This is a genomic window from Amycolatopsis lurida, from assembly GCF_900105055.1.
Classification (GTDB): domain Bacteria; phylum Actinomycetota; class Actinomycetes; order Mycobacteriales; family Pseudonocardiaceae; genus Amycolatopsis; species Amycolatopsis lurida.
The window spans coordinates 596,939-615,660 of sequence record NZ_FNTA01000003.1; the positions used below are offsets into that span (position 1 = coordinate 596,939).

Here is an 18,722-nt window from a genome sequence, read left to right on the forward strand (position 1 = left end):
CCGGCAGGTAGCGAAGGGCCCCTTCACTACCCTCAAGGTAGGCAAGGAGGCCTTCACGGAGCGATGCGCACCCTGACCCCTACGCCGCGATTGCCTCACCCCTCAAGAGAACCCGGCCTCGGGCGTTCATGTCTTCACGTAGGTTGGAACCGTGACCGAGCCACGGAAACCGATCGTCGAAATGCCGCTGCGCGTGCGCTACCACGAATGCGACGGGCAGGGCATCGTGTTCAACGCCAACTACCTCGCCTACGTGGACATGGCCATGTTCGAAGTGGAGAAGACCCTCTTCGGCTCCCACCAGGAGGCGCTGGCCCGCGGTGTCGACGTCGTCGTCGCCGAATCCAACCTCCGCTACCGCGCGCCCTGCCGCTACGACGACGAACTGGTCGTCGCCGTGTATCTGGACCACCTCGGCACGACCTCGCTGGTCATCGACTTCGAGATCACCCGCGACGGTGACCTGTGCACCGAGGTGAAGACCCGGTACGTCTTCGTCGATCCGAAGACGCTCAAGAAGGCGGCGCCACCCGCGTCGGTGCGCGAGGTGTACGCCGCCCTCCTGCCCGCTCAGGCGGACTGAACGCCGGGCCGCCGGTCTTCGACGACGTAGCTGGCGCGCGTGCTGATCGGTGCGCCAGGGGTGTTGACGAACGGAACCACCCGGAAGTCGCTCCGCCAGCGCTGCCGGTTGACGTTGACCCGGACGTACCCGCGCTGGCTGTTGAAGAACTTCATGTGGGGGTTGGCCTTCAGCAGGTTCTCACCGGCCGGCGTCATGTCGGCGCCGTTGCCGCCGCTGGTGATCGACGTCCCGACGAACTCGCTCGCCACGGTGGGCGAGTCGGGGTCGGTGAAGTCGCGCTTGAGGTCCCAGGCGTAGTTCTGGTGCCGGTCGCCGGTGATGACCACCAGGTTCCGCACCCCGCGGTCCTGCGCTGCGGCGAGCACACGGTCGCGGTCGGCGACGTAGCCGTCCCACGGGTCGAGGTGGACGTTCGTCGCCTCGCCCGCGTCGGTGTCGGTCTGACCCATGGGCGCCTGGTTGCCGAGGATCTGCCACCGCGCGCGGGACCGGGAGAAGCCGTCGAGCAACCAGTTCCGCTGCTCCGAGCCGAGCAGGGTGCGGTTCTCGTCGAACCGTTCCGTGCAGTTCGCCGACTGGCCGTCACCGCACGGCTGGTCGTCGCGGTACTGCCGGGTGTCGAGCATGGTGAAGTCGGCCAGCGTGCCGTAGCTCAGCCGCCGGTGGAGACGCGCGTCCGGCCCCTTCGGCAGCTGGGCGATGCGGTACGGCAGGTGCTCGTACATCGCCTGGAACGCCTCGGCCCGCCGCTGCCGGAACACCGCGCGGTCCTGGTCCGGTTCCTTGTCGATCTGCGAGATGTCGCCCGCCCAGTTGTTCTCCACCTCGTGGTCGTCGTTGACGTGGATCCACGGGAAGGCGGCGTGCGCGGCCATCAGCGGCGCTTCGGATTTGTAGAGCGCGTACTGGAGCCGGTAGCGGGCCAGGTCGAAGGTCTCGCCCTTGAACTGCGGCCCCACCGGCGTCCCGCGGCCGACCCCCGTGACACCGCTTTCGTAGAGGTAGTCGCCAAGGTGCACGACCAGGTCGAGATCCTCCGCCGCCATGTGGTCGTACGCGGTGAAGTGCCCGGCCTCCCAGTTCTGGCAGGACGCGAACGCGAAGTTCAGCTCGCGCGGCGACGACCACGCGACCGGAGCCGTCCGGGTGCGGCCGACCGGCGAGATCTCGCCACCCGTGCGGAAACGGTAGAAGTACTCGTGGTCCGGTGCGAGGCCGTGGACCTCGGGGTGCACGGAGTGACCGAGTTCGGGCGTGGCGACCACGGATCCGCGGCGGACGACGGCGCGGAAACGCTCGTCGAGCGACACCTCGTACTCGACGCGGACCGGCGTCCGCGGCATACCGCCGAAGCCGTCGGCCTCGTACGGCTTCGGCGCGAGCCTGGTCCAGAGCACGACACCGCCGGGCAACGGGTCGCCCGACGCGACACCGAGGGTGAACGGGTTACCGGCACCGCTGGCGAGCGGCATCGCGCCGGCGGCGTTCCAGGCACCGGTCCCCAGCAGGACTGCGGCCGCGCCGGCGGAGCCATATCCGAGGAAGCGACGCCGCGACAGGGGTGAGGGAGCGAAGGCATGAAGCCCTCCTGTGGTGGGATGGTCACGGGCGGGCCTCATGCTCGTCCGGCTTGATGGCCACCCGGCCGCGCTCAGGCGAAGCGCCCGTGAACGAAAGACGATCAACCCTCGTGTTCCGCATCCTGTTCTACCGCCCCGAAATCCCGCCCAACACGGGTAACGCGATCCGCTTGACCGCGAACACCGGCTGCGAACTCCACCTGGTGGAGCCGCTCGGTTTCACGCTGGAGGACAAGCAGCTGCGGCGAGCCGGGCTCGACTACCACGACCTCGCGCGCGTCCATGTGCACGCGGATCTCGACGCGGCCTGGGCGGCCCTGCTGCCCGCCCGGGTCTACGCGTTCAGCGCTTCGGCGACGCGGCTGCACACCGACGTCGCGTACCAGCCCGGGGACGTGCTGATGTTCGGGCCGGAGTCGGCCGGGCTGCCCGCCGAAATCCAGGAGTCTCCGCAGGTGACCGACCGGGTGCGGCTGCCGATGCTGCCGTCGAGCCGGTCGCTGAACCTGTCGAACACCGCGGCGATCAGTGTCTACGAGGCTTGGCGGCAGAACGGCTTCGCGACCCCCTGAGACGCAGCCCCACTGCAATGAAGGGTGATCCGAGCCAGCGTTGCGAAAGCCACTTCCGCAACCTTCAACGTTGCGAAAGTGGCTTTCGCAACGCGGCTCCCGCGCTCTCGACCGAAAGCGCGCTACGGCAGTCTCTGCCCCAAGAACAGCGAAGCCGCGGCACCGATCATCAGCACCAGCGTCCCCAGGATCACCCAAGGCCGGCTCGCGTCCGCGTCCTTGAGCTCGTACCCGATCTGCTCACCGAGGTCGTCGTACACGCGTTTCAGCTCTTCGGCGCTGGCCGCCTTGTAGAAGTCGCCGCCCGAAAGCCGCGCGATCTCCTCCAGCGACTCGACGTCGACCTTGACTTCCTGCGGTTTGCCGTCGATGTCGACCGAACCGTGCGTGGTCCCGAACGCGATCGACGAGATCGGCACCTGGGCCTGCTTCGCCGCCTGCGCCGCCGTGTAACCGCCGCGCGGGGCGTACAGGTCGTCCGGAACGGTCTGCTTTCCGTCACTCATCAGGACGATCCGGGCGGGAGGCGGGCCCTCCGCACCGCCCACGATCGCCGAGAAGCTTTCGATCGACTGCAACGCGGCGAAAATCCCTTCACCGGTGGCCGTCGACTGCGCCAGCTTGAGGTTGTCGATCGCCTTCACCACGCCGCCGCGGTCGGTGGTCGGCGCGACCAGAACGGTCGCCGTCCCCGCGAAGGAGATCAGCCCGAGGTTCACGCCGGGGGTCATGTTCTGCGCGAACGAACGCGCCGACTCCTGGGCCGCCTTCAGCCGGGTCGGGGCGACGTCGGTCGCCTCCATCGACAGCGAGGTGTCGATCACCAGCATCACGGTGGCCCGGTTGCGGGGCACCTTCTGCTCGGCCGTCGGCCCGGCGAGCGCGACGGTGAGCACCAGCAGCGAAAGCACGATCAGGATGGCGGGAACGTGCCGCACCCATCCCTGGCTCTTCGGCGCGACCTTCTCCAGCAGTTCCAGGTTGGCGAACCGCATGGTGCGCTTGCGCCGCGCGCGCTGGGAAAGCACGTAGCCCACGGCCACCGCGGCGACCACCAGCAGCAGCAGGAACCACCACGGCGAGGCGAATCCGGTGAGGCTCACGCGACACCTCCGGACCAGCGGCGCTTGCGGGCCACCACGAACCGGACCATGTCCGCGATCCAGTCCGAATCGGTGCGCAGCACCAGATGCGCGGCACCGGCGCGGCGCAGCGCGGCCGCGACCTCCTGCCGGTGAGCGTGCGCCGCGGCGCCGAATTCCTTGCGCAGCAAGGCCGAAGCGTGCACTTCGCGCTGTTTCCCTGTCTCCGGGTCGGCCAGCACGACGGTGCCCACGTCGGGCAGGTCGATGTCGCGCGGGTCGAGGACTTCGATGGCGATGAGATCGTGATGCCCGCCGAGCGCGCGCAACGGCCGCTGCCATTCGGTGTCGCCGAGGAAGTCGGAGATCACGACGGCCAGCCCGCGGCGACGGGGCGGGCGCCGCAGCTTCTCCAGCGCCGCGGCGAGATCCCCGCGGACACCTTCTTCGGCACGCGGGGTCTCGGCGATCTTGCGGACCAGCCCTCGCGCGTGCGGGAGCCCGCCGCGCGCCGGGATCCGCGTGATGCTGCCGGCCCCGTTGGAGACGAGCGCGCCGATCCGGTTGCCGCCACCGCCGGTGAGATGCGCGACCGCGGCCGTCGCGCAGACGACCAGGTCGCGCTTCTCGCACAGCGCGGTGCCGAAGTCGAGGCTCGCGGACACGTCCGCCACCAGCCACGTCTCCAGCTCACGGTCGGCGACGGTCTCCCGGATGTGCGGGCTCGTCGTCCGCGCGGTGACCGCCCAGTCCATGCGACGGACGTCGTCACCGGGCTGGTACGGCCGGGCCTCCCCCGGTTCCGAACCGGGCCCCGGCACCAGGCCGAGATGGTTTCCCTGCAGCAGGCCGTCGAGACGGCGGCGCACGTCGAGTTCGAGCGTGCGCAGGCCCGCCTCCATCCGCTCCCCGCGGAGTACCGGCGGAGCCCAGGAAGGACGTTCGCCCTTCTCGTTCTTCACGCTTCCCTACCTGACCGGTGCGCCGGCCGGGACCGGGCCGCCCTGCCCGGCGCCGCCCTGCGGACGGGCCGAGACCTGCGGCAGCGGCACGGTCTGCAGCACCCGCGTGATGATGTGGTCGATGGGCACGCCGTCGGCCAGCGCGTCGTAGGACAGCACCAGCCGGTGACGCAGCACGTCGGGAACGACGTCGACGACGTCTTGCGGCAGCACGTAGTCCCGGCCGCGGACCAGTGCCAGCGCGCGGGCCGCGGCGATGATGCCGAGGCTGGCGCGCGGCGAGGCGCCGTAGGACACCCAGCCCGCGACGTCGGCGAGGCCGTGGTCGTTCGGCGTACGGGTGGTGAGCACGAGCCGGACGACGTAGTCGACCAGCGCGTGGTGCACGAAGACCTGCGAAGCGACGTTCTGCAGCCGCACCAGTTCCGCCGGGGTCAGCACCTCTTGCGGGGTGGGCGGGGTGACGCCCATCCGGTAGATGATCTCCCGCTCCTCCTCCGCCGTCGGGTACTCGACGACGATCTTGAACAGGAACCGGTCACGCTGCGCCTCGGGCAGCGGGTACACACCCTCGTTCTCGATCGGGTTCTGCGTGGCGAGCACGAGGAACGGGTCGGGCATCGGGAAGGTCTGGCCGCCGATCGACACGTGCCGCTCGGCCATCACCTCGAGCATCGCCGACTGCACCTTCGCCGGCGCGCGGTTGATCTCGTCGGCGAGCACGAAGTTCGCCACCACCGGGCCGAGTTCGACGTCGAACCGCTCGGCGCCCTGGCGGTAGATCCGGGTGCCGAGGATGTCGGCGGGGACGAGGTCCGGGGTGAACTGCACCCGCGAGAACGAACCGCCGACCACGCGCGCGAAGGTCTCGACGGCGAGGGTCTTCGCGACACCGGGCACGCCTTCGAGCAGGAGGTGCCCCCTGGCCAGCAGGCCGACCAGCATCCGCTCGACCAGCCTGTCCTGGCCGACGATGATCCGCTTGACCTCGAACACGGTCCGCTCAAGCAACTGGGCGTCCCGCGCCGGCGTTCCGGGCTGCTGCTGCGCGCCGTCGGCGTAGCCGGGCTCGGTCACTGTGCCTCCTGTGTTCCCCGCTTGCGTACATGCGTCCGGATGTGACCGTAGTGGTCGGTGACACAGCCGTTCGTGACGGTAGCCAACCCGATCAGCGGTATGACGGCTGTGAAGCTCTAGGAGAGCCGGTCCAGATCTTCCGGCGTGTCGATGTCGTCGCTTTCGCCCGGCTCCTCGGGCACCTCGACGATCTCCAGCCCGCCCAGCGTCCGCCGCAGCGACGCGTTCTCCACCGTCTCCGGCAACGCCGAGCGCAGTGCCTCCGCGCGCCAGGCGCCGAGCAGCCACTGCCGCTCCCCCGAGGCGTCGACCAGCACCGCACCCGAAGCCGTGCCGATCCCGGCAAGCAGCCGGTCCACAGTGGACTTCCGGACGCCCGCGAGATCACCGGCCAGCACCACGACGAACTCGGTGCGCACCAACGCGAGCCCGGCGGCCAGCGCGGCCACCGGTCCCGTTCCGGGCGAGGACTCCCTGGTCCAGACGACGTCGCCGAATCCCGGCCGTTCCGGGCCGACGACGATCACCGGATGCGCGCCCGCGAGCGCGGCCAAAGCCCTGGCCAGCAACGGTTTCCCGCCGACGGGGAGCGCGGGTTTGTCCACACCGGACAGGCGGCGCGCGGCACCGCCCGCCAGCACGATCCCCGCGTAGGGCACGCTCAGCCGATCAAGCGGGTCGCGTACGGCATGATGCCGCCGTAGCGCACCGGCGCGATGCGGACCCGCAGACCGGACTGCGGCGCCTCGACCATCTGCCCGTTCCCGAGGTACATGGCGACGTGGTGGATGCCCCGCGCGCTGCCGCCCCAGAAGAGCATGTCGCCGCGGCGCATCTGCGAGAGCGGCACCTTCCGCCCGGCGTTGTACTGGTAGCCGCTGTAGTGCGGGAGCGACCTCACCCCGGCGAACGCGTAGATCATCAGGCCCGAGCAGTCGAAACCGATCTTGTTGTAGTCGCCGTAACGGTCCGCCGTGCCCCCGTCGCGGATACCGCGCGTCGGACCGGACGTGTTGCCACCGCCCCAGGCGTACACCACTCCGAGCTGGGACAGAGCCCGCTGGACCACGGCTTCGACGCTCGCCCCGGCGGGGGCCGACTGGACGGGCCTGCCCGTCGGACGGCCACCGCCACCTTGGCTGGGGCTGGGCCTCGACGCGGCGAGAGCGGCCTGCCGGGCACGCTCTTCGTCCTCGCGGGCCTTCTGCGCCTTCCAATCCTCGTAGCGCTGCCGCTGCCCCTGCAGGCCGCTGACCTTCTGCTGAGCTTCGAAGAGCTGCTTCTCGACGCTCGCCTTGTCGGCTTCGAGCTTGTCGTTCTGCGCGGCCTGGGTGTCCTGCGCGTGCTGCGCGGCGCTCTGGGCGTTGTCGGCCTCGTGCTTGGCCGCCTCGGCCGCGCGCTTGCGCTCCTGCGCGATCTCCAGCTTCTTGCGCGCGGTCGCGTCCTTGTTGGACTTGTCCGTCTGTGCGCGCTTCATCGTGTCGAGCGCGTTGAGCCTGCTGCCGCCGACCGCGTCGAGCATCTGGGCGCGGCCCAGCAGTTCCTTCGGGCTGTTGGCCGTCAGGTACGCCGAAACCGAGCCGACCGTGCTGCCCTGCTGGAAGCTGGCGGCGGCGAACCGGTCGAGGTCCGCGCGGGCCTTGTCGATGGCTGCCTGCGCCGCGTCGGATTCGGTGCGCGCGGCCTTCGCGTCGCGATCGGCCTGCGCGGCTTCGTCCTGCGCGGTCTCCGCGTCGACCCTCGCCTTGTTGGCCTCTTCCATCTTCAGCTGGACGTCGTCGTTGAGCTGCGCGAGCTTCGACTCGGCCTGGGCCAGCTGGTTCGTGAGCCTGCCGACGTCACCCGCCTTGGCGTTGGCCTCGGCCTTGCTGGAGTTGATCTCGGAGTCGCTGGGATTCGGCGGGGGCGGCGGTACCGCGATGGCGGTACCCGTCACCCCGAGCAACAGGGCGATCCCCAGCGCGCCGATGGTCGCGCCACGGCGGGCACCGGCCCCAGACCCGGCTTCACCACGCACGATCCACCCACCTCCTGATCTTGAACAATGAACTCACTGTGCCACTGCCGTCACAGCATTACCAGAAGCACCACCAGGAACTTACACACCGTAGGCACCATTTCCCCTCAACGGGGGACGAACAGACGAACGCTTCGTCACTCGAACGGCCGCAGGTGGATGAGACCTTCGTGACGCGCGTGTCGGCTTGCCAGGTAAAAAGGACGGGCGTACTGTTTGAGGAGACGAACGAGGTGTGCCATCCCGCGTCCGGACCTACGGTGGGGGTGCGCAAGACTCGCTCCCGGCCGACCCGAACGGCCTGGAGAACTCACCGAACTGACCCGCCACTGGAGTTAGAAGTGACCGCACCCGCCAGCAAGGACAGCTTCGGCGCCAAAGACACGCTGAAGGTGGGCGACGCCTCGTACGAGGTGTTCCGCCTGAACAAGGTCGAGGGCTCCCAGCGCCTTCCCTACAGCCTGAAGATCCTGCTCGAGAACCTGCTGCGGACCGAGGACGGCGCGAACATCACCGCCGACCACATCCGCGCGCTCGGCAACTGGGACGCCAAGGCCGACCCGTCGATCGAGATCCAGTTCACGCCCGCCCGCGTGATCATGCAGGACTTCACCGGTGTCCCGTGTGTCGTCGACCTCGCCACCATGCGCGAGGCCGTCACCGACCTCGGCGGCGACCCGGACAAGGTCAACCCGCTCGCTCCCGCCGAGCTGGTCATCGACCACTCGGTGATCATCGACGTCTTCGGCCGCGCCGACGCCTTCGAGCGCAACGTCGAGATCGAGTACGAGCGCAACCGCGAGCGCTACCAGTTCCTTCGCTGGGGCCAGGGCGCCTTCGACGAGTTCAAGGTCGTCCCGCCGGGCACCGGCATCGTGCACCAGGTCAACATCGAGCACCTGGCGCGCACGGTGATGGCCCGCAACGGCCAGGCGTACCCCGACTCCTGCGTCGGCACCGACTCGCACACCACCATGGTCAACGGCCTCGGCGTGCTGGGCTGGGGCGTCGGCGGCATCGAGGCCGAGGCCGCCATGCTGGGCCAGCCGGTCTCCATGCTCATCCCGCGTGTCGTGGGCTTCAAGCTCACCGGCGAGATCCCGACCGGCGTGACCGCCACCGACGTCGTGCTCACCATCACCGAGATGCTGCGCAAGCACGGTGTGGTCAGCAAGTTCGTCGAGTTCTACGGCGAGAGCGTCGGCGCGGTGCCGCTGGCCAACCGCGCCACCATCGGCAACATGAGCCCGGAGTTCGGCTCCACCGCGGCGATCTTCCCGATCGACGAGGAGACCGTCCGGTACCTCAAGCTCACCGGCCGCTCCGAGGAGCAGGTCGCGCTCGTCGAGGCCTACGCCAAGGAGCAGGGCCTCTGGCACGACCCGTCGCACGAGCCGGAGTACTCCGAGTACATCGAGCTGGACCTGTCGACGGTCGTCCCGTCGATCGCCGGCCCGAAGCGCCCGCAGGACCGCATCGAGCTCACCGACGCGAAGAACTCGTTCCGCAAGTCGATCCACGACTACGTCGGCGGCGAAGAGGTCCCGCACACCAACGTGGACGAGGCCGTCGAGGAGTCCTTCCCGGCCAGCGACCCGGCCGCCCTGTCGTTCAAGGACGAGGGCTCGGTCGACATCCAGTCGGCGGCGAACGGCCACAGCGGCCGCCCGACCAACCCGGTCAAGGTCAGCACCTCCGACCGCGGCGAGTTCATCCTCGACCACGGCGCCGTGGTGATCGCCTCGATCACCTCCTGCACCAACACCTCCAACCCGTCGGTCATGCTCGGCGCGGCGCTGCTCGCCAGGAACGCGGTCGACAAGGGCCTCGCGGTCAAGCCGTGGGTCAAGACCTCGATGGCGCCGGGTTCGCAGGTCGTCACCGACTACTACGACAAGGCCGGCCTCTGGCCGTACCTGGAGAAGCTGGGCTACCACCTGGTCGGCTACGGCTGCACGACGTGTATCGGCAACTCCGGCCCGCTCTCGGACGAGATCTCCGCGGCGATCCAGGAGAACGACCTCACCGCGGTTTCGGTGCTCTCGGGCAACCGGAACTTCGAAGGCCGCATCAACCCCGACGTGAAGATGAACTACCTCGCGTCGCCGCCGCTGGTCATCGCGTACGCGCTCGCCGGCACGATGGACTTCGACTTCGAGAACCAGCCGCTCGGCCAGGACACCGACGGCAACGACGTCTTCCTGAAGGACATCTGGCCGTCGGCCAAGGAGATCCAGGAGACCATCGACTACGCGATCACGCAGGAGATGTTCACCAAGGACTACGCCGACGTCTTCGACGGTGGCGAGCGGTGGAAGTCGCTGCCGACCCCCGAGGGCAAGACCTTCGACTGGGACGCGGAGTCCACCTACGTCCGGAAGCCCCCGTACTTCGAGGGCATGCAGGCGGAGCCCGCCCCGGTCACCGACATCTCCGGCGCGCGCGTGCTGGCGAAGCTGGGCGACTCGGTCACCACCGACCACATCTCCCCCGCCGGCGCGATCAAGCCGGGCACCCCGGCCGCGCAGTACCTGACCGAGCACGGCGTGGAGAAGAGGGACTTCAACTCCTACGGCTCGCGTCGCGGTAACCACGAGGTCATGATCCGCGGCACCTTCGCGAACATCCGGCTGCGCAACCAGCTGCTGGACGACGTGCAGGGCGGCTACACCCGCGACTTCACCCAGGACGACGCCCCGCAGGCGTTCATCTACGACGCGGCGCAGAACTACGCGGCGCAGGACATCCCGCTGGTCGTCCTGGGCGGCAAGGAGTACGGCTCCGGTTCGTCCCGCGACTGGGCGGCCAAGGGCACGCGCCTGCTGGGCGTGCGCGCGGTGATCACCGAGTCGTTCGAGCGCATCCACCGGTCGAACCTGATCGGCATGGGTGTCATCCCGCTGCAGTTCCCGGCGGGCGAGTCGGCCTCGTCGCTCGGCCTCGACGGCACCGAGACGTTCGACATCTCGGGCATCACGAAGCTGAACGACGGCGAGACCCCGCGCACGGTCCACGTCACCGCGACGAAGACCGACGGCACCAAGGTGGAGTTCGACGCGGACGTCCGCATCGACACCCCGGGTGAGGCGGACTACTACCGCAACGGCGGCATCCTGCAGTACGTCCTGCGGAAGATGACCCAGGCGTAAGCACGGCAAACGAAGGCCCCTTTCCCCGCACTTTGGGGAAAGGGGCCTTCGTCGTTCTTCGGTACCGTGCGGGCATGACCATGGGGAGAGTTCAGGTCGAAAACGGCGAATTGGCGTACGAGGCCCGGGGTGACGGCGATCCGGTGATCCTGCTGCACGGCGGGATCCTCGACTCCCGGATGTGGGACGCCGAGATGACGGCGCTCGCACCACACCACACCGCCATCCGGTACGACGCGCGCGGGCACGGCGATTCCTCGACACCGACGCAGCGGTTCAAGCACTACGAGGATCTCCGCGAACTGATGACCGCGCTGGGACTCCCCCGCGCGTCTCTGGTCGGCTTGTCCGGTGGCGGCCGGATCGCGGTCGATTTCGCGCTGACCTACCCGGATCTGGTCGAGAACCTCGTGCTCGTCGCCACCGGCCTCAGCGCGATGGTGACGAAGGATCCTTTTGTCTTGGAACAGAACAAGAAGCTCGAAGAGGCCGGCTCCAGGGGCGATCTCCCCGGTGCCATCGAATGCATCCTGCGCATGTGGGTGGACGGGCCGCGGCGCGCACCCGCGGACGTCGATCAGCGAGTCCGGCGGCTGTGCCAGGAGATGTACACGCAGACGGTCGTACGGCACGGCCTCTCGGGTTTCACGCTGATGGACGAACTACGGGCCGTCGAACGTCTTGGCGAGCTGACCCCACGCACTCTGACCCTGGTGGGAGATCTGGATTCCTCGGACATCCTGGCCCTCGCCTGCCAGATCGAAAGCGAAGCACGCGACGCCCGGAAACTGGTCGTCCCCGGGGTCGCGCACATGATCAATCTGGAGAAACCCGCCGAATTCTCCCGGACGGTACTGGATTTCCTGGCCTGCTCGTGAGTGGTAAGGACGGTTCTAACCGTCCTTACCACTCACGAGGTCGTCTTCCCGGTGTTCCGGGCGGCGGTCGACGACGCGGCCGAGCGGGCGCAACAGCACGTTGACCCCGACGATCACCACGGTCCCGGCGAGCGCGACGCCGTAAAGCCCCGCTCCCGCAAGGGATCCGACGGCAGCCGAGCACCACAGGGTGGCCGCGGTGTTGAGTCCGCGCACGTTCAGCCCGTCCCGCAGGATCACCCCGGCGCCGAGGAAACCGATACCGGAGACGATCTGGGCCGCGACGCGCGTCGGGTCGGCGTCACCGCTGGTGTTCAGCCCGCCGAAACCGTGGGCGGACAACAGGACGAAGAGGGTCGCGCCGACGGCGACGAGGGCGTTGGTGCGGAGTCCGGCCATCCGGGCGCGGTACTGGCGCTCGATGCCGATGACGGCGCCGAGGCCGACGCCGGTGCCGACCCTGAGCAGCATTTCGAAGGTGTTCATGATTCCGGCTCTTTTCTGGCGTGCGTACACAAAGCCAGACAGGGAAAGGAGGCCGGAGCAGGTCAGCGCACCGCGCACACGGGTGAACGGCGACCACGTCCGGCCGGTCCAGGACTGTCTTCCGGCATGTGCCGCTCACCTCGCTTTCGTACTCGATCGGTGTTGATCAACCTTCGAGACTTTACCACCGGACGAGCCGAGCGCGGCGTGGATCGTGTCACGTAGCCAGCGCTGGGCCGGGTCGGCGTCGAGCCGCGCGTGCCAGAGCTGGCAGACCTCGATCGGCGGGAGATCCGCGGGGATCGGGAACCAGCGGATGCCGAGCGACTGGCCGTACTGTTCGGCGAGCCGCTGAGGCGCGAGGCCGATGTAGTCGCTCGACGCGACCAGGAACGCGGCGACGGCGGAGGTGGGGACGACCGCCGCGACCCGGCGCTGGAGACCGGCCGTCTCGAGCGCGTCGTCGAGCGGTCCCCTGCCCCGGCCGCGCCGTGAAGCGGAAACGTGCGGATACCGGCAAAGCTGCCGCAGTGTCGGGCGGCGCACGCCGCCGAGCGGCCCGTCCGCCCTGACGATCGCGACCACGCGTTCGCGGTACAGCAGCGTCGATCGGATGTCGGGCGTGGCGATGTCGCCCGCGCCGATGTCCAGGTCCACGGAACCGTCTCGCAACGCCTCGGCGCTTTCGCTGCCCTCGGCGACGAAGCGCAAGACGACGCCCGGCGCGACCGCGGCGGTCGCTTCGGCGGCGGCCGTCACCAAGGTCGCGGCGACGCCGTCGTTGATGCGGATGGTGAAGGTGCGTTCGAGGTCGCCGATCGCCAGCTCGCGGTCGGCGCTGATCAGGGCCGACGCCTCGTCGAGCAGGGACCGGACCCGCGGGGCCGTCCGGAGCGCGAACGGCGTCGGCACCATCCCGCGGCCGGCGCGCACCAGGATCGGGTCGCCCATCGCCCGCCGCAACCGGCCCAGCGCCCGGCTGGCCGCCGGGATCGACAGATGCAGCCGTTCGGCCGCCGCGGTCACGCTGCCCTCCCGCAGCAACGCGTCGAACACTCGCAGAAGATTGAGGTCCAGCTGGTCGGCCATAGTTGCATCGTACGCAACTTTGAGTTGTCGAAGTTGCGTCGCGCGAAGAACCGGCTGGCCCCTAGCGTCGTGGACATGCCACTCCGACTTCAAGTCCGCGACGTCCCCGAAGCCGCAACGGACCGGCGCGGCCTGCTGGCCGTCATGTGCGCCTGTGTCGTGCTCATGGTCGGCATGGTCGCCGCGATCAACCTCGCCGTCCCGATGCTGGCCGCGAGCGACCTCCGCCCGTCCGCGTCGGCGCTGATCTGGATCGTCGACACCTACGTCGTCTTCTTCGCCTGTCTCGTGATCCCCGGCGGAGCGGCGGGCGACCGCTTCGGCCGCAAAGGTGTCCTGCTCGCCGGTCTGGCACTGTTCGCGCTCGGCGCGCTGCTGTCGGCGCTCGCCCCCACCGTGCCCTTCCTGCTGGCGGGCCGGGCGATCACGGGGATCGGGGCCGCCGCGGTGCTGCCCAACACGCTCGCCGTCCTGCTGCACGCCGTCCCCGCCGAACGCAAGGGCGTCACCATCGCGACCTGGGCGTCGATGACGGGCATCGGTGGCGTGGTGGGCAACGCCGGTGGCGGCGCGGTACTGGCGGGCGGATCGTGGCGCTGGCTGTTCGCGGCCGCCGTCCCGGTCTCGCTGACGCTCGTCGCGCTCGTCGCCCGGATCGCGCCGGTGTCTCCCAGGCACGACCGCCCGCTCAGTCCGCTCGGCGCCGTCCTGCTCGTCGGCGCGTCGGTCGCGTTGCTGCTCGGTATCGTCGAGGGCCCCGAAGCGGGCTGGGGCAGCCCACTCGTCCTGTGCGGATTCGCCGGTGCGGTCGTGCTTTTCGCCCTGTGGACGTTCGTGGAACTGAAGGCCGAGCACCCCTTGCTCGATCCCCGGTTGTTCCGTGTGCCCGCGCTGCGCAGTGCCTGTCTCGGTATGACCGCGATCTTCTTCGGGATGTTCGCGCTGTTCTACGTCAACGCGTCCTTTCTCCAGTACGGCAAAGGGTTCGGTGTGCTGCTGACCGGGCTCGGGATCATCCCGCTGACCGTCCCGGTCATCCTCGGCGCACGGCACGTCGGCAAACTCGTCCAGCGCCTCGGAGTCGACGCTGTCATCGCCATGGCGTTCGTCTTCTGCGGCGGCGGCCTGGTCGGATTGTCCACAAGCGACGCTTCGACGCCGTATCCGGTCTACGCGGCCTGGCTGGTGGTGACCGGCATCGGTGTCACGCTGGCCCTTCCGGCACTGTCCGCCGCGATCTCCGGTTCGCTGCCTCCCGCACAGGCCGGGGTCGGTGCCGGGCTGCAGGCCACCACCCGGGAATTCGGCAGCGCGCTCGGTGTCGCGGTCATCGGCACCGTCCTCACGGGACAATTCGTCGCCGCGTTGCCATCCGATGTCCGAGCGGACCACGATCCGCACACCGTGGCGCAGGCGCTCGCAGCGGTCCCCGGCCGCTCTCCCGAAGTGATCTCCGCGTTCGTCACCGGCGCGGGCACGGCCCTCCGGGTGATCGGCGTCGGCGTGCTCGTCCTCGGGGCCCTCGTCGTCCTGCAATCAAGGCTTTCCCGTAACCCCAAGTAGAAGGAGCTTTCCCATGCGGGTGTTCATCACCGGGGCGACCGGCTGGATCGGCTCGGCCGTCGTGGACGAGTTGCTCGATGCCGGTCACGAGGTCACCGGCCTCGCCCGGTCGGACGCCTCCGCCACCGCACTCGACCGGAAGGGCTCCCGGGTCCGTCGCGGCGACCTGGACGATCTCGACGGCCTCCGCGCGGGCGCCGAAGAGGCCGATGCCGTCATCCACCTGGCGAACAAACACGACTGGGGCGACCCCGCCGCATCCAACCGGGCCGAACGGGCGGCCGTCGAGACCTTCGCCGACACTTTGACCGGAACCGGACGGGCCTTCGTTCTCGCCGCGGGCCTCTCCTCCCTGGCCAAGGGGCGTCCCGCCACCGAGACCGACCTCTCCCCCGCCGTCGGCCCCGATTCCCATCGCGGCGGCGCCGAGAACCTCGCCCTCGAATACGCCGAAAAGGGCATGCGGGTGATCAGTGCCCGGTTCGCGCCATCGGTGCACGGCGTGGGCGACCACGGATTCCTCGCCGCCATCGTCGCGGCCGCTCGCAAGCACGGCGTCTCCGGCTACCTCGGCGACGGCACCACGGCCTGGGCCGCCGTGCACCGCACCGACGCCGCCCGGCTCGTCCGGCTGGGGCTGGAAGGCGCACCCACCGGCTCGCTGCTCCACGCGGTCGCGGAAGAAGCCGTCACGAGCCGGGAGATCGCCGAAGCCGTCGGGCGCACGCTCGGCCTTCCGGTGGCGTCCGTGGCACCGGAGAACGCCACTGAGCACTTCGGCTTCGTCGGCCGGTTCTTCGCGCTCGACATGTCCGCGTCCAGCGCGCGCACCCGAGAACTCCTCGAGTGGTCCCCGTATGGACCGAGCCTGGCCGAGGACATCGAAGCCGGCGCCTACGCCTGAACGAAAGGGAACACCATGTCCGAAGTGGCCGCGTTCATGCTCGTCAAGACCACACCGGAGTGGCTCGGCCTCACCGTCGAGCAACGTGTGGAGGCCTTCAAAACCGAGATCCTCCCGGTGATCGAGAGCAAGGTGAAAGGCGTCCGGTCCCGGTTCTTCGACACCGAGTTCTACTCCACGCGAGTGACCGACGTGTGGGTATGGGAAGCGGAAGACCATCACTCGTACCAGTTGCTCATCGAGGCGCTGCGTGAGACGCCCTTCTGGGACCGGTACTTCGAGATCGTCGACCTCCTGGTCGGAGTCGAGAACGCGTACGCGGCGAATTACGGTCTGGACGCCTACGCGAGCGTCAACGTCTGAAGCCGGTGGGTGAGCCAGGCGCACCGGCGGCCGCGACCACGCCGAAGCCGGTGCCCTGGTTACCCACCCGGACGGCCTGGACGAGCAGTCGTCCGGCCTGTCCGGCCCTCCCCGTCCGGAACCCTAGGGCCGGGTGTTGGGGACCGGTCCCCGGACGCCATGAAGGCCACCGCCGGGACGGTGGCCTTCATGGTCATTCGCCTTGATCAGGCAGTGGTTTCGAACGGCTGGACGTTCGGCTGGAACACCTGGCCGTTGGCCGGGACCTTCAAATCGATCAGGTAGTCGGCCGTCACCTTGTCCACCCCGAGCGAGTCGCCGAGGATGCAGTGCCCGAACGCGTCGACCGAGAGCAACCGGGCGTTGCCCAGCTGGTCGGCCATCCGCTTCGAGAACAGGTACTGGGTCGCCGGGTCGTAGTAGTTGCCGATGACCAGGACCGGGGTGTCGGTCTTGGCCCGCCACGGGCCGCGGTAGACGTCCGGCTTCTTGGCCGGCCACACCGGGCAGCCCGCGATGTCCGAGAACGCCTGGTAGCGACCGAAAGTGGGCGATTCCTTCTCCCACTTCGCGGCGATCTCCGGGACCTTCTCCTGCTTGATCGTGATCTTCTTGTCCGAGCAGTTCACGGCGAAGTAGGAGTCGTCGCCGGTGTAGGGGCTGTCCGGGTTCGCGTCCGCGCGCCCGTTCGCCCCCGAGCGCAGCACCTTCAGCTCGATGGCCCGCGCCGTCTGCGTCTGCGCGGCGGACGGGCGGACGATGTTGTACAGCGCCTGCAGATCGTCGGCCAGCGGCGGGAACGACGTCGGCGAGTACAGCACCCCGGCCACCGTGCTGGTGAACGCGTTGATGTCGTAGCTGCTCCCGTCCGGCAGCTTGATCGGCTGCTGACGCAGGTAGCCGCGGATCTCGTCGAACTTCGCCCGCGGCGTACCGGCGCTGAAGGAGCACTTCGGCCCGACCTGCGCGCACTTGCGCAGGAAGGCGTCCAGCGCGATCTCGAACCCGCGAGCGCGCTCGCGGTCGTACTGCACACCGTCGCTGGTGCGCAGCGCCGGGTCGACGTTGCCGTCGATGACGATCGCCCGGCTCTGCTTCGGGAACATCGACGTGTACGTCGACCCGATCAGGGTCCCGTACGAGAAGCCGACGAAGGTCAGCTTCTGGTCGCCGACGGCCGCCCGCATCTTGTCGAGGTCACGCACGACGTCCTTGGTGGACATGTGGTTCAGCAGCGCGCCCGCGTTGTTCTTGCAGAACTGGCCATAGTCCCGGTACGACGCCAGCGTCCCGGATATCTCCTGCCGGGTCAGCGGCACGGGGATCTGCCCGGAGAAGACGTCGTCCGCGTCTTCCTGCGTGGTGAAGCATTTGAGCGGATTGCTGGCCCCGACCCCGCGCGGATCGAACCCGATCAGGTCGAACCGGTCCAGCACCTGAGGCTGGAAGTAGTTCGCCGCGCCGATCGGCATCCGGAACCCGGAACCACCGGGACCGCCCGGGTTGAGGAACAGCGAGCCGACCTTCTTGTCGGGCGTTTTCGCCGCCCGCTTCAGCATCGCGATGTCGATGGTGCCGAGCGCCGCGTTGTCGTGGTCGATCGGCACGCGATACCGTGCACAGCTGTAGAACTTGGCCTGGTCGGCGGGAACACCGCGGATCTGGTCCGCGGTGCAGGCACCCCAGTTCACCGGCGCCGTCGCGCCGACTTGGGCGGCGAGCGTCCCGGCCTCCTGGGCGGCGACCGCCGTCCCGGAGGCCCCGGTCAGCGCGGCGCCGGCCACGAGTGCCCCTACCAGTGCGAAACCGCGCACCGGCCTCCTTGTGGATCTCGGCAAAACGACTCCTCCCTCAGCTGGCGACGTGGCGGGCCACGTCGCTCGGCGCGCCGTCGACGTCACGGCGCGTAACACCAAGCGAGCCTCGCACAAGCCGGTAACCCAGTCACCGGCCGAAAGGATGGTACGGACCTATCGAGTGGTTGTCTTCAACTCGAAAATCGGTAACACACGGCAAGCGGCTTGCTCCTCCATGGAGTAACCGGGCCAGAACTCCAGCAGCAGTTTCCACATCGCTTTGTACTCGTCTCCGCGCAGTTCCCTGGCCCTGACCGGGATCTCCTTGCCCGCCAGCGCGACGACCGCGCCGGGATTCGACCGCAGGTTGTGCGTCCACGCGGGATCGTTCGGCCTCCCCCAATTGGAGCCGACGAGCACGAAGTCTCCACCGTGCGGGAAGTAGAGGAGATTGGTGCTGCGGGGCAGCCCGCTCTTGCGGCCGGTCGTGGTCAGGCGCAGGGAAGGGAGCCCGGCCAGCGCGACCAGGCTCACCTTCCCCTTGAAGAGCCGGTGGAGTCTCTTGTCCACCCAGATGATCCCGCCGGCGAGCCCCATCAGCCACGGTTTCGTGCCGAG

The 18,722-nt window shown here is 69.1% G+C and carries 17 protein-coding genes; 7 read left to right on the forward strand and 10 right to left on the reverse strand.

Annotated features, from left to right (window positions below):
• The first annotated feature begins 151 nt into the window (after nucleotides 1-151).
• Nucleotides 152-583: an acyl-CoA thioesterase gene (locus tag BLW75_RS05160; RefSeq protein WP_034306546.1), complete on the forward strand. Its 432-nt coding sequence runs from the start codon at nucleotides 152-154 to the stop codon at nucleotides 581-583.
• Here the strand turns inward: BLW75_RS05160 and BLW75_RS05165 are convergent.
• Nucleotides 571-2,205, reverse strand: coding sequence for an alkaline phosphatase D family protein (locus BLW75_RS05165; protein ID WP_143055295.1), 1,635 nt, complete (start codon nucleotides 2,203-2,205; stop codon nucleotides 571-573). The genes BLW75_RS05160 and BLW75_RS05165 overlap by 13 nt on opposite strands.
• Nucleotides 2,206-2,276: 71 nt before the next feature.
• Between BLW75_RS05165 and BLW75_RS05170 the strand changes: the two genes are divergently transcribed.
• Nucleotides 2,277-2,738 carry a tRNA (cytidine(34)-2'-O)-methyltransferase gene (locus tag BLW75_RS05170; RefSeq protein ID WP_034306541.1) on the forward strand — a complete coding sequence of 154 codons (462 nt, stop codon included), beginning with the start codon at nucleotides 2,277-2,279 and terminating at the stop codon, nucleotides 2,736-2,738.
• A 122-nt stretch (nucleotides 2,739-2,860) separates the two neighbouring features.
• Here BLW75_RS05170 and BLW75_RS05175 read toward each other — a convergent pair whose 3' ends face one another.
• The 5 genes from BLW75_RS05175 to BLW75_RS05195 form a co-directional block, all read right to left on the reverse strand.
• On the reverse strand, nucleotides 2,861-3,841 hold the full coding sequence (locus tag BLW75_RS05175) for a VWA domain-containing protein (RefSeq protein WP_034306538.1): 981 nt from the start codon (nucleotides 3,839-3,841) through the stop codon (nucleotides 2,861-2,863).
• Nucleotides 3,838-4,722: a DUF58 domain-containing protein gene (locus BLW75_RS05180; protein WP_225950060.1), complete on the reverse strand. Its 885-nt coding sequence runs from the start codon at nucleotides 4,720-4,722 to the stop codon at nucleotides 3,838-3,840. Before BLW75_RS05180 ends, BLW75_RS05175 begins: the two co-directional genes overlap by 4 nt.
• 66 nt (nucleotides 4,723-4,788) lie before the next feature.
• Nucleotides 4,789-5,859: an AAA family ATPase gene (locus tag BLW75_RS05185; protein WP_034306533.1), complete on the reverse strand. Its 1,071-nt coding sequence runs from the start codon at nucleotides 5,857-5,859 to the stop codon at nucleotides 4,789-4,791.
• Between the two features lie 116 nt (nucleotides 5,860-5,975).
• Nucleotides 5,976-6,518 carry a molybdenum cofactor guanylyltransferase gene (gene mobA / locus BLW75_RS05190; protein WP_034306531.1) on the reverse strand — a complete coding sequence of 181 codons (543 nt, stop codon included), beginning with the start codon at nucleotides 6,516-6,518 and terminating at the stop codon, nucleotides 5,976-5,978.
• 2 nt (nucleotides 6,519-6,520) lie between these two features.
• On the reverse strand, nucleotides 6,521-7,876 hold the full coding sequence (locus BLW75_RS05195; RefSeq protein ID WP_034306529.1) for an NlpC/P60 family protein: 1,356 nt from the start codon (nucleotides 7,874-7,876) through the stop codon (nucleotides 6,521-6,523).
• A 341-nt stretch (nucleotides 7,877-8,217) separates the two neighbouring features.
• On the opposite strand from BLW75_RS05195, the gene acnA reads away from it, so the two are divergent.
• Nucleotides 8,218-11,025, forward strand: a complete 2,808-nt coding sequence (gene acnA, locus BLW75_RS05200; RefSeq protein WP_034306527.1) for an aconitate hydratase AcnA — start codon at nucleotides 8,218-8,220, stop codon at nucleotides 11,023-11,025.
• Between the two features lie 74 nt (nucleotides 11,026-11,099).
• Nucleotides 11,100-11,903, forward strand: a complete 804-nt coding sequence (locus BLW75_RS05205; protein WP_034306525.1) for an alpha/beta fold hydrolase — start codon at nucleotides 11,100-11,102, stop codon at nucleotides 11,901-11,903.
• Nucleotides 11,904-11,918: 15 nt separating this feature from the next.
• Here the strand turns inward: BLW75_RS05205 and BLW75_RS05210 are convergent, their stop codons facing one another.
• Nucleotides 11,919-12,389: an MgtC/SapB family protein gene (locus tag BLW75_RS05210; protein ID WP_034306522.1), complete on the reverse strand. Its 471-nt coding sequence runs from the start codon at nucleotides 12,387-12,389 to the stop codon at nucleotides 11,919-11,921.
• A gap of 135 nt (nucleotides 12,390-12,524) precedes the next feature.
• The gene (locus tag BLW75_RS05215) at nucleotides 12,525-13,478 is read right to left on the reverse strand and encodes a LysR family transcriptional regulator (RefSeq protein WP_034306519.1); all 954 of its coding nucleotides are present in this window, start codon (nucleotides 13,476-13,478) and stop codon (nucleotides 12,525-12,527) included.
• Between the two features lie 144 nt (nucleotides 13,479-13,622).
• On the opposite strand from BLW75_RS05215, the gene BLW75_RS05220 reads away from it, so the two are divergent.
• The 3 genes from BLW75_RS05220 to BLW75_RS05230 are packed head-to-tail and all read left to right on the forward strand — an operon-like array spanning nucleotide 13,623 to nucleotide 16,308.
• Nucleotides 13,623-15,041 carry an MFS transporter gene (locus tag BLW75_RS05220; RefSeq protein WP_034306873.1) on the forward strand — a complete coding sequence of 473 codons (1,419 nt, stop codon included), beginning with the start codon at nucleotides 13,623-13,625 and terminating at the stop codon, nucleotides 15,039-15,041.
• Nucleotides 15,042-15,054: 13 nt separating this feature from the next.
• Nucleotides 15,055-15,945 (forward strand): SDR family oxidoreductase, encoded by an 891-nt coding sequence (locus BLW75_RS05225; protein WP_034306517.1) that lies wholly within the window; start codon nucleotides 15,055-15,057, stop codon nucleotides 15,943-15,945.
• Nucleotides 15,946-15,960: 15 nt separating this feature from the next.
• Nucleotides 15,961-16,308: a darcynin family protein gene (locus BLW75_RS05230; protein WP_034306515.1), complete on the forward strand. Its 348-nt coding sequence runs from the start codon at nucleotides 15,961-15,963 to the stop codon at nucleotides 16,306-16,308.
• Nucleotides 16,309-16,514: 206 nt separating this feature from the next.
• On the opposite strand, the gene BLW75_RS05235 is transcribed toward BLW75_RS05230, so the two are convergent.
• Together BLW75_RS05235 and BLW75_RS05240 are read right to left on the reverse strand one after the other, a co-directional pair.
• The gene (locus BLW75_RS05235; RefSeq protein ID WP_034306513.1) at nucleotides 16,515-18,122 is read right to left on the reverse strand and encodes an alpha/beta hydrolase; all 1,608 of its coding nucleotides are present in this window, start codon (nucleotides 18,120-18,122) and stop codon (nucleotides 16,515-16,517) included.
• A gap of 156 nt (nucleotides 18,123-18,278) precedes the next feature.
• Complete coding sequence (locus BLW75_RS05240; protein WP_034306510.1) at nucleotides 18,279-18,701, reverse strand: nitroreductase family deazaflavin-dependent oxidoreductase; 423 nt, start codon at nucleotides 18,699-18,701, stop codon at nucleotides 18,279-18,281.
• Between the last annotated feature and the right edge of the window lie 21 nt (nucleotides 18,702-18,722).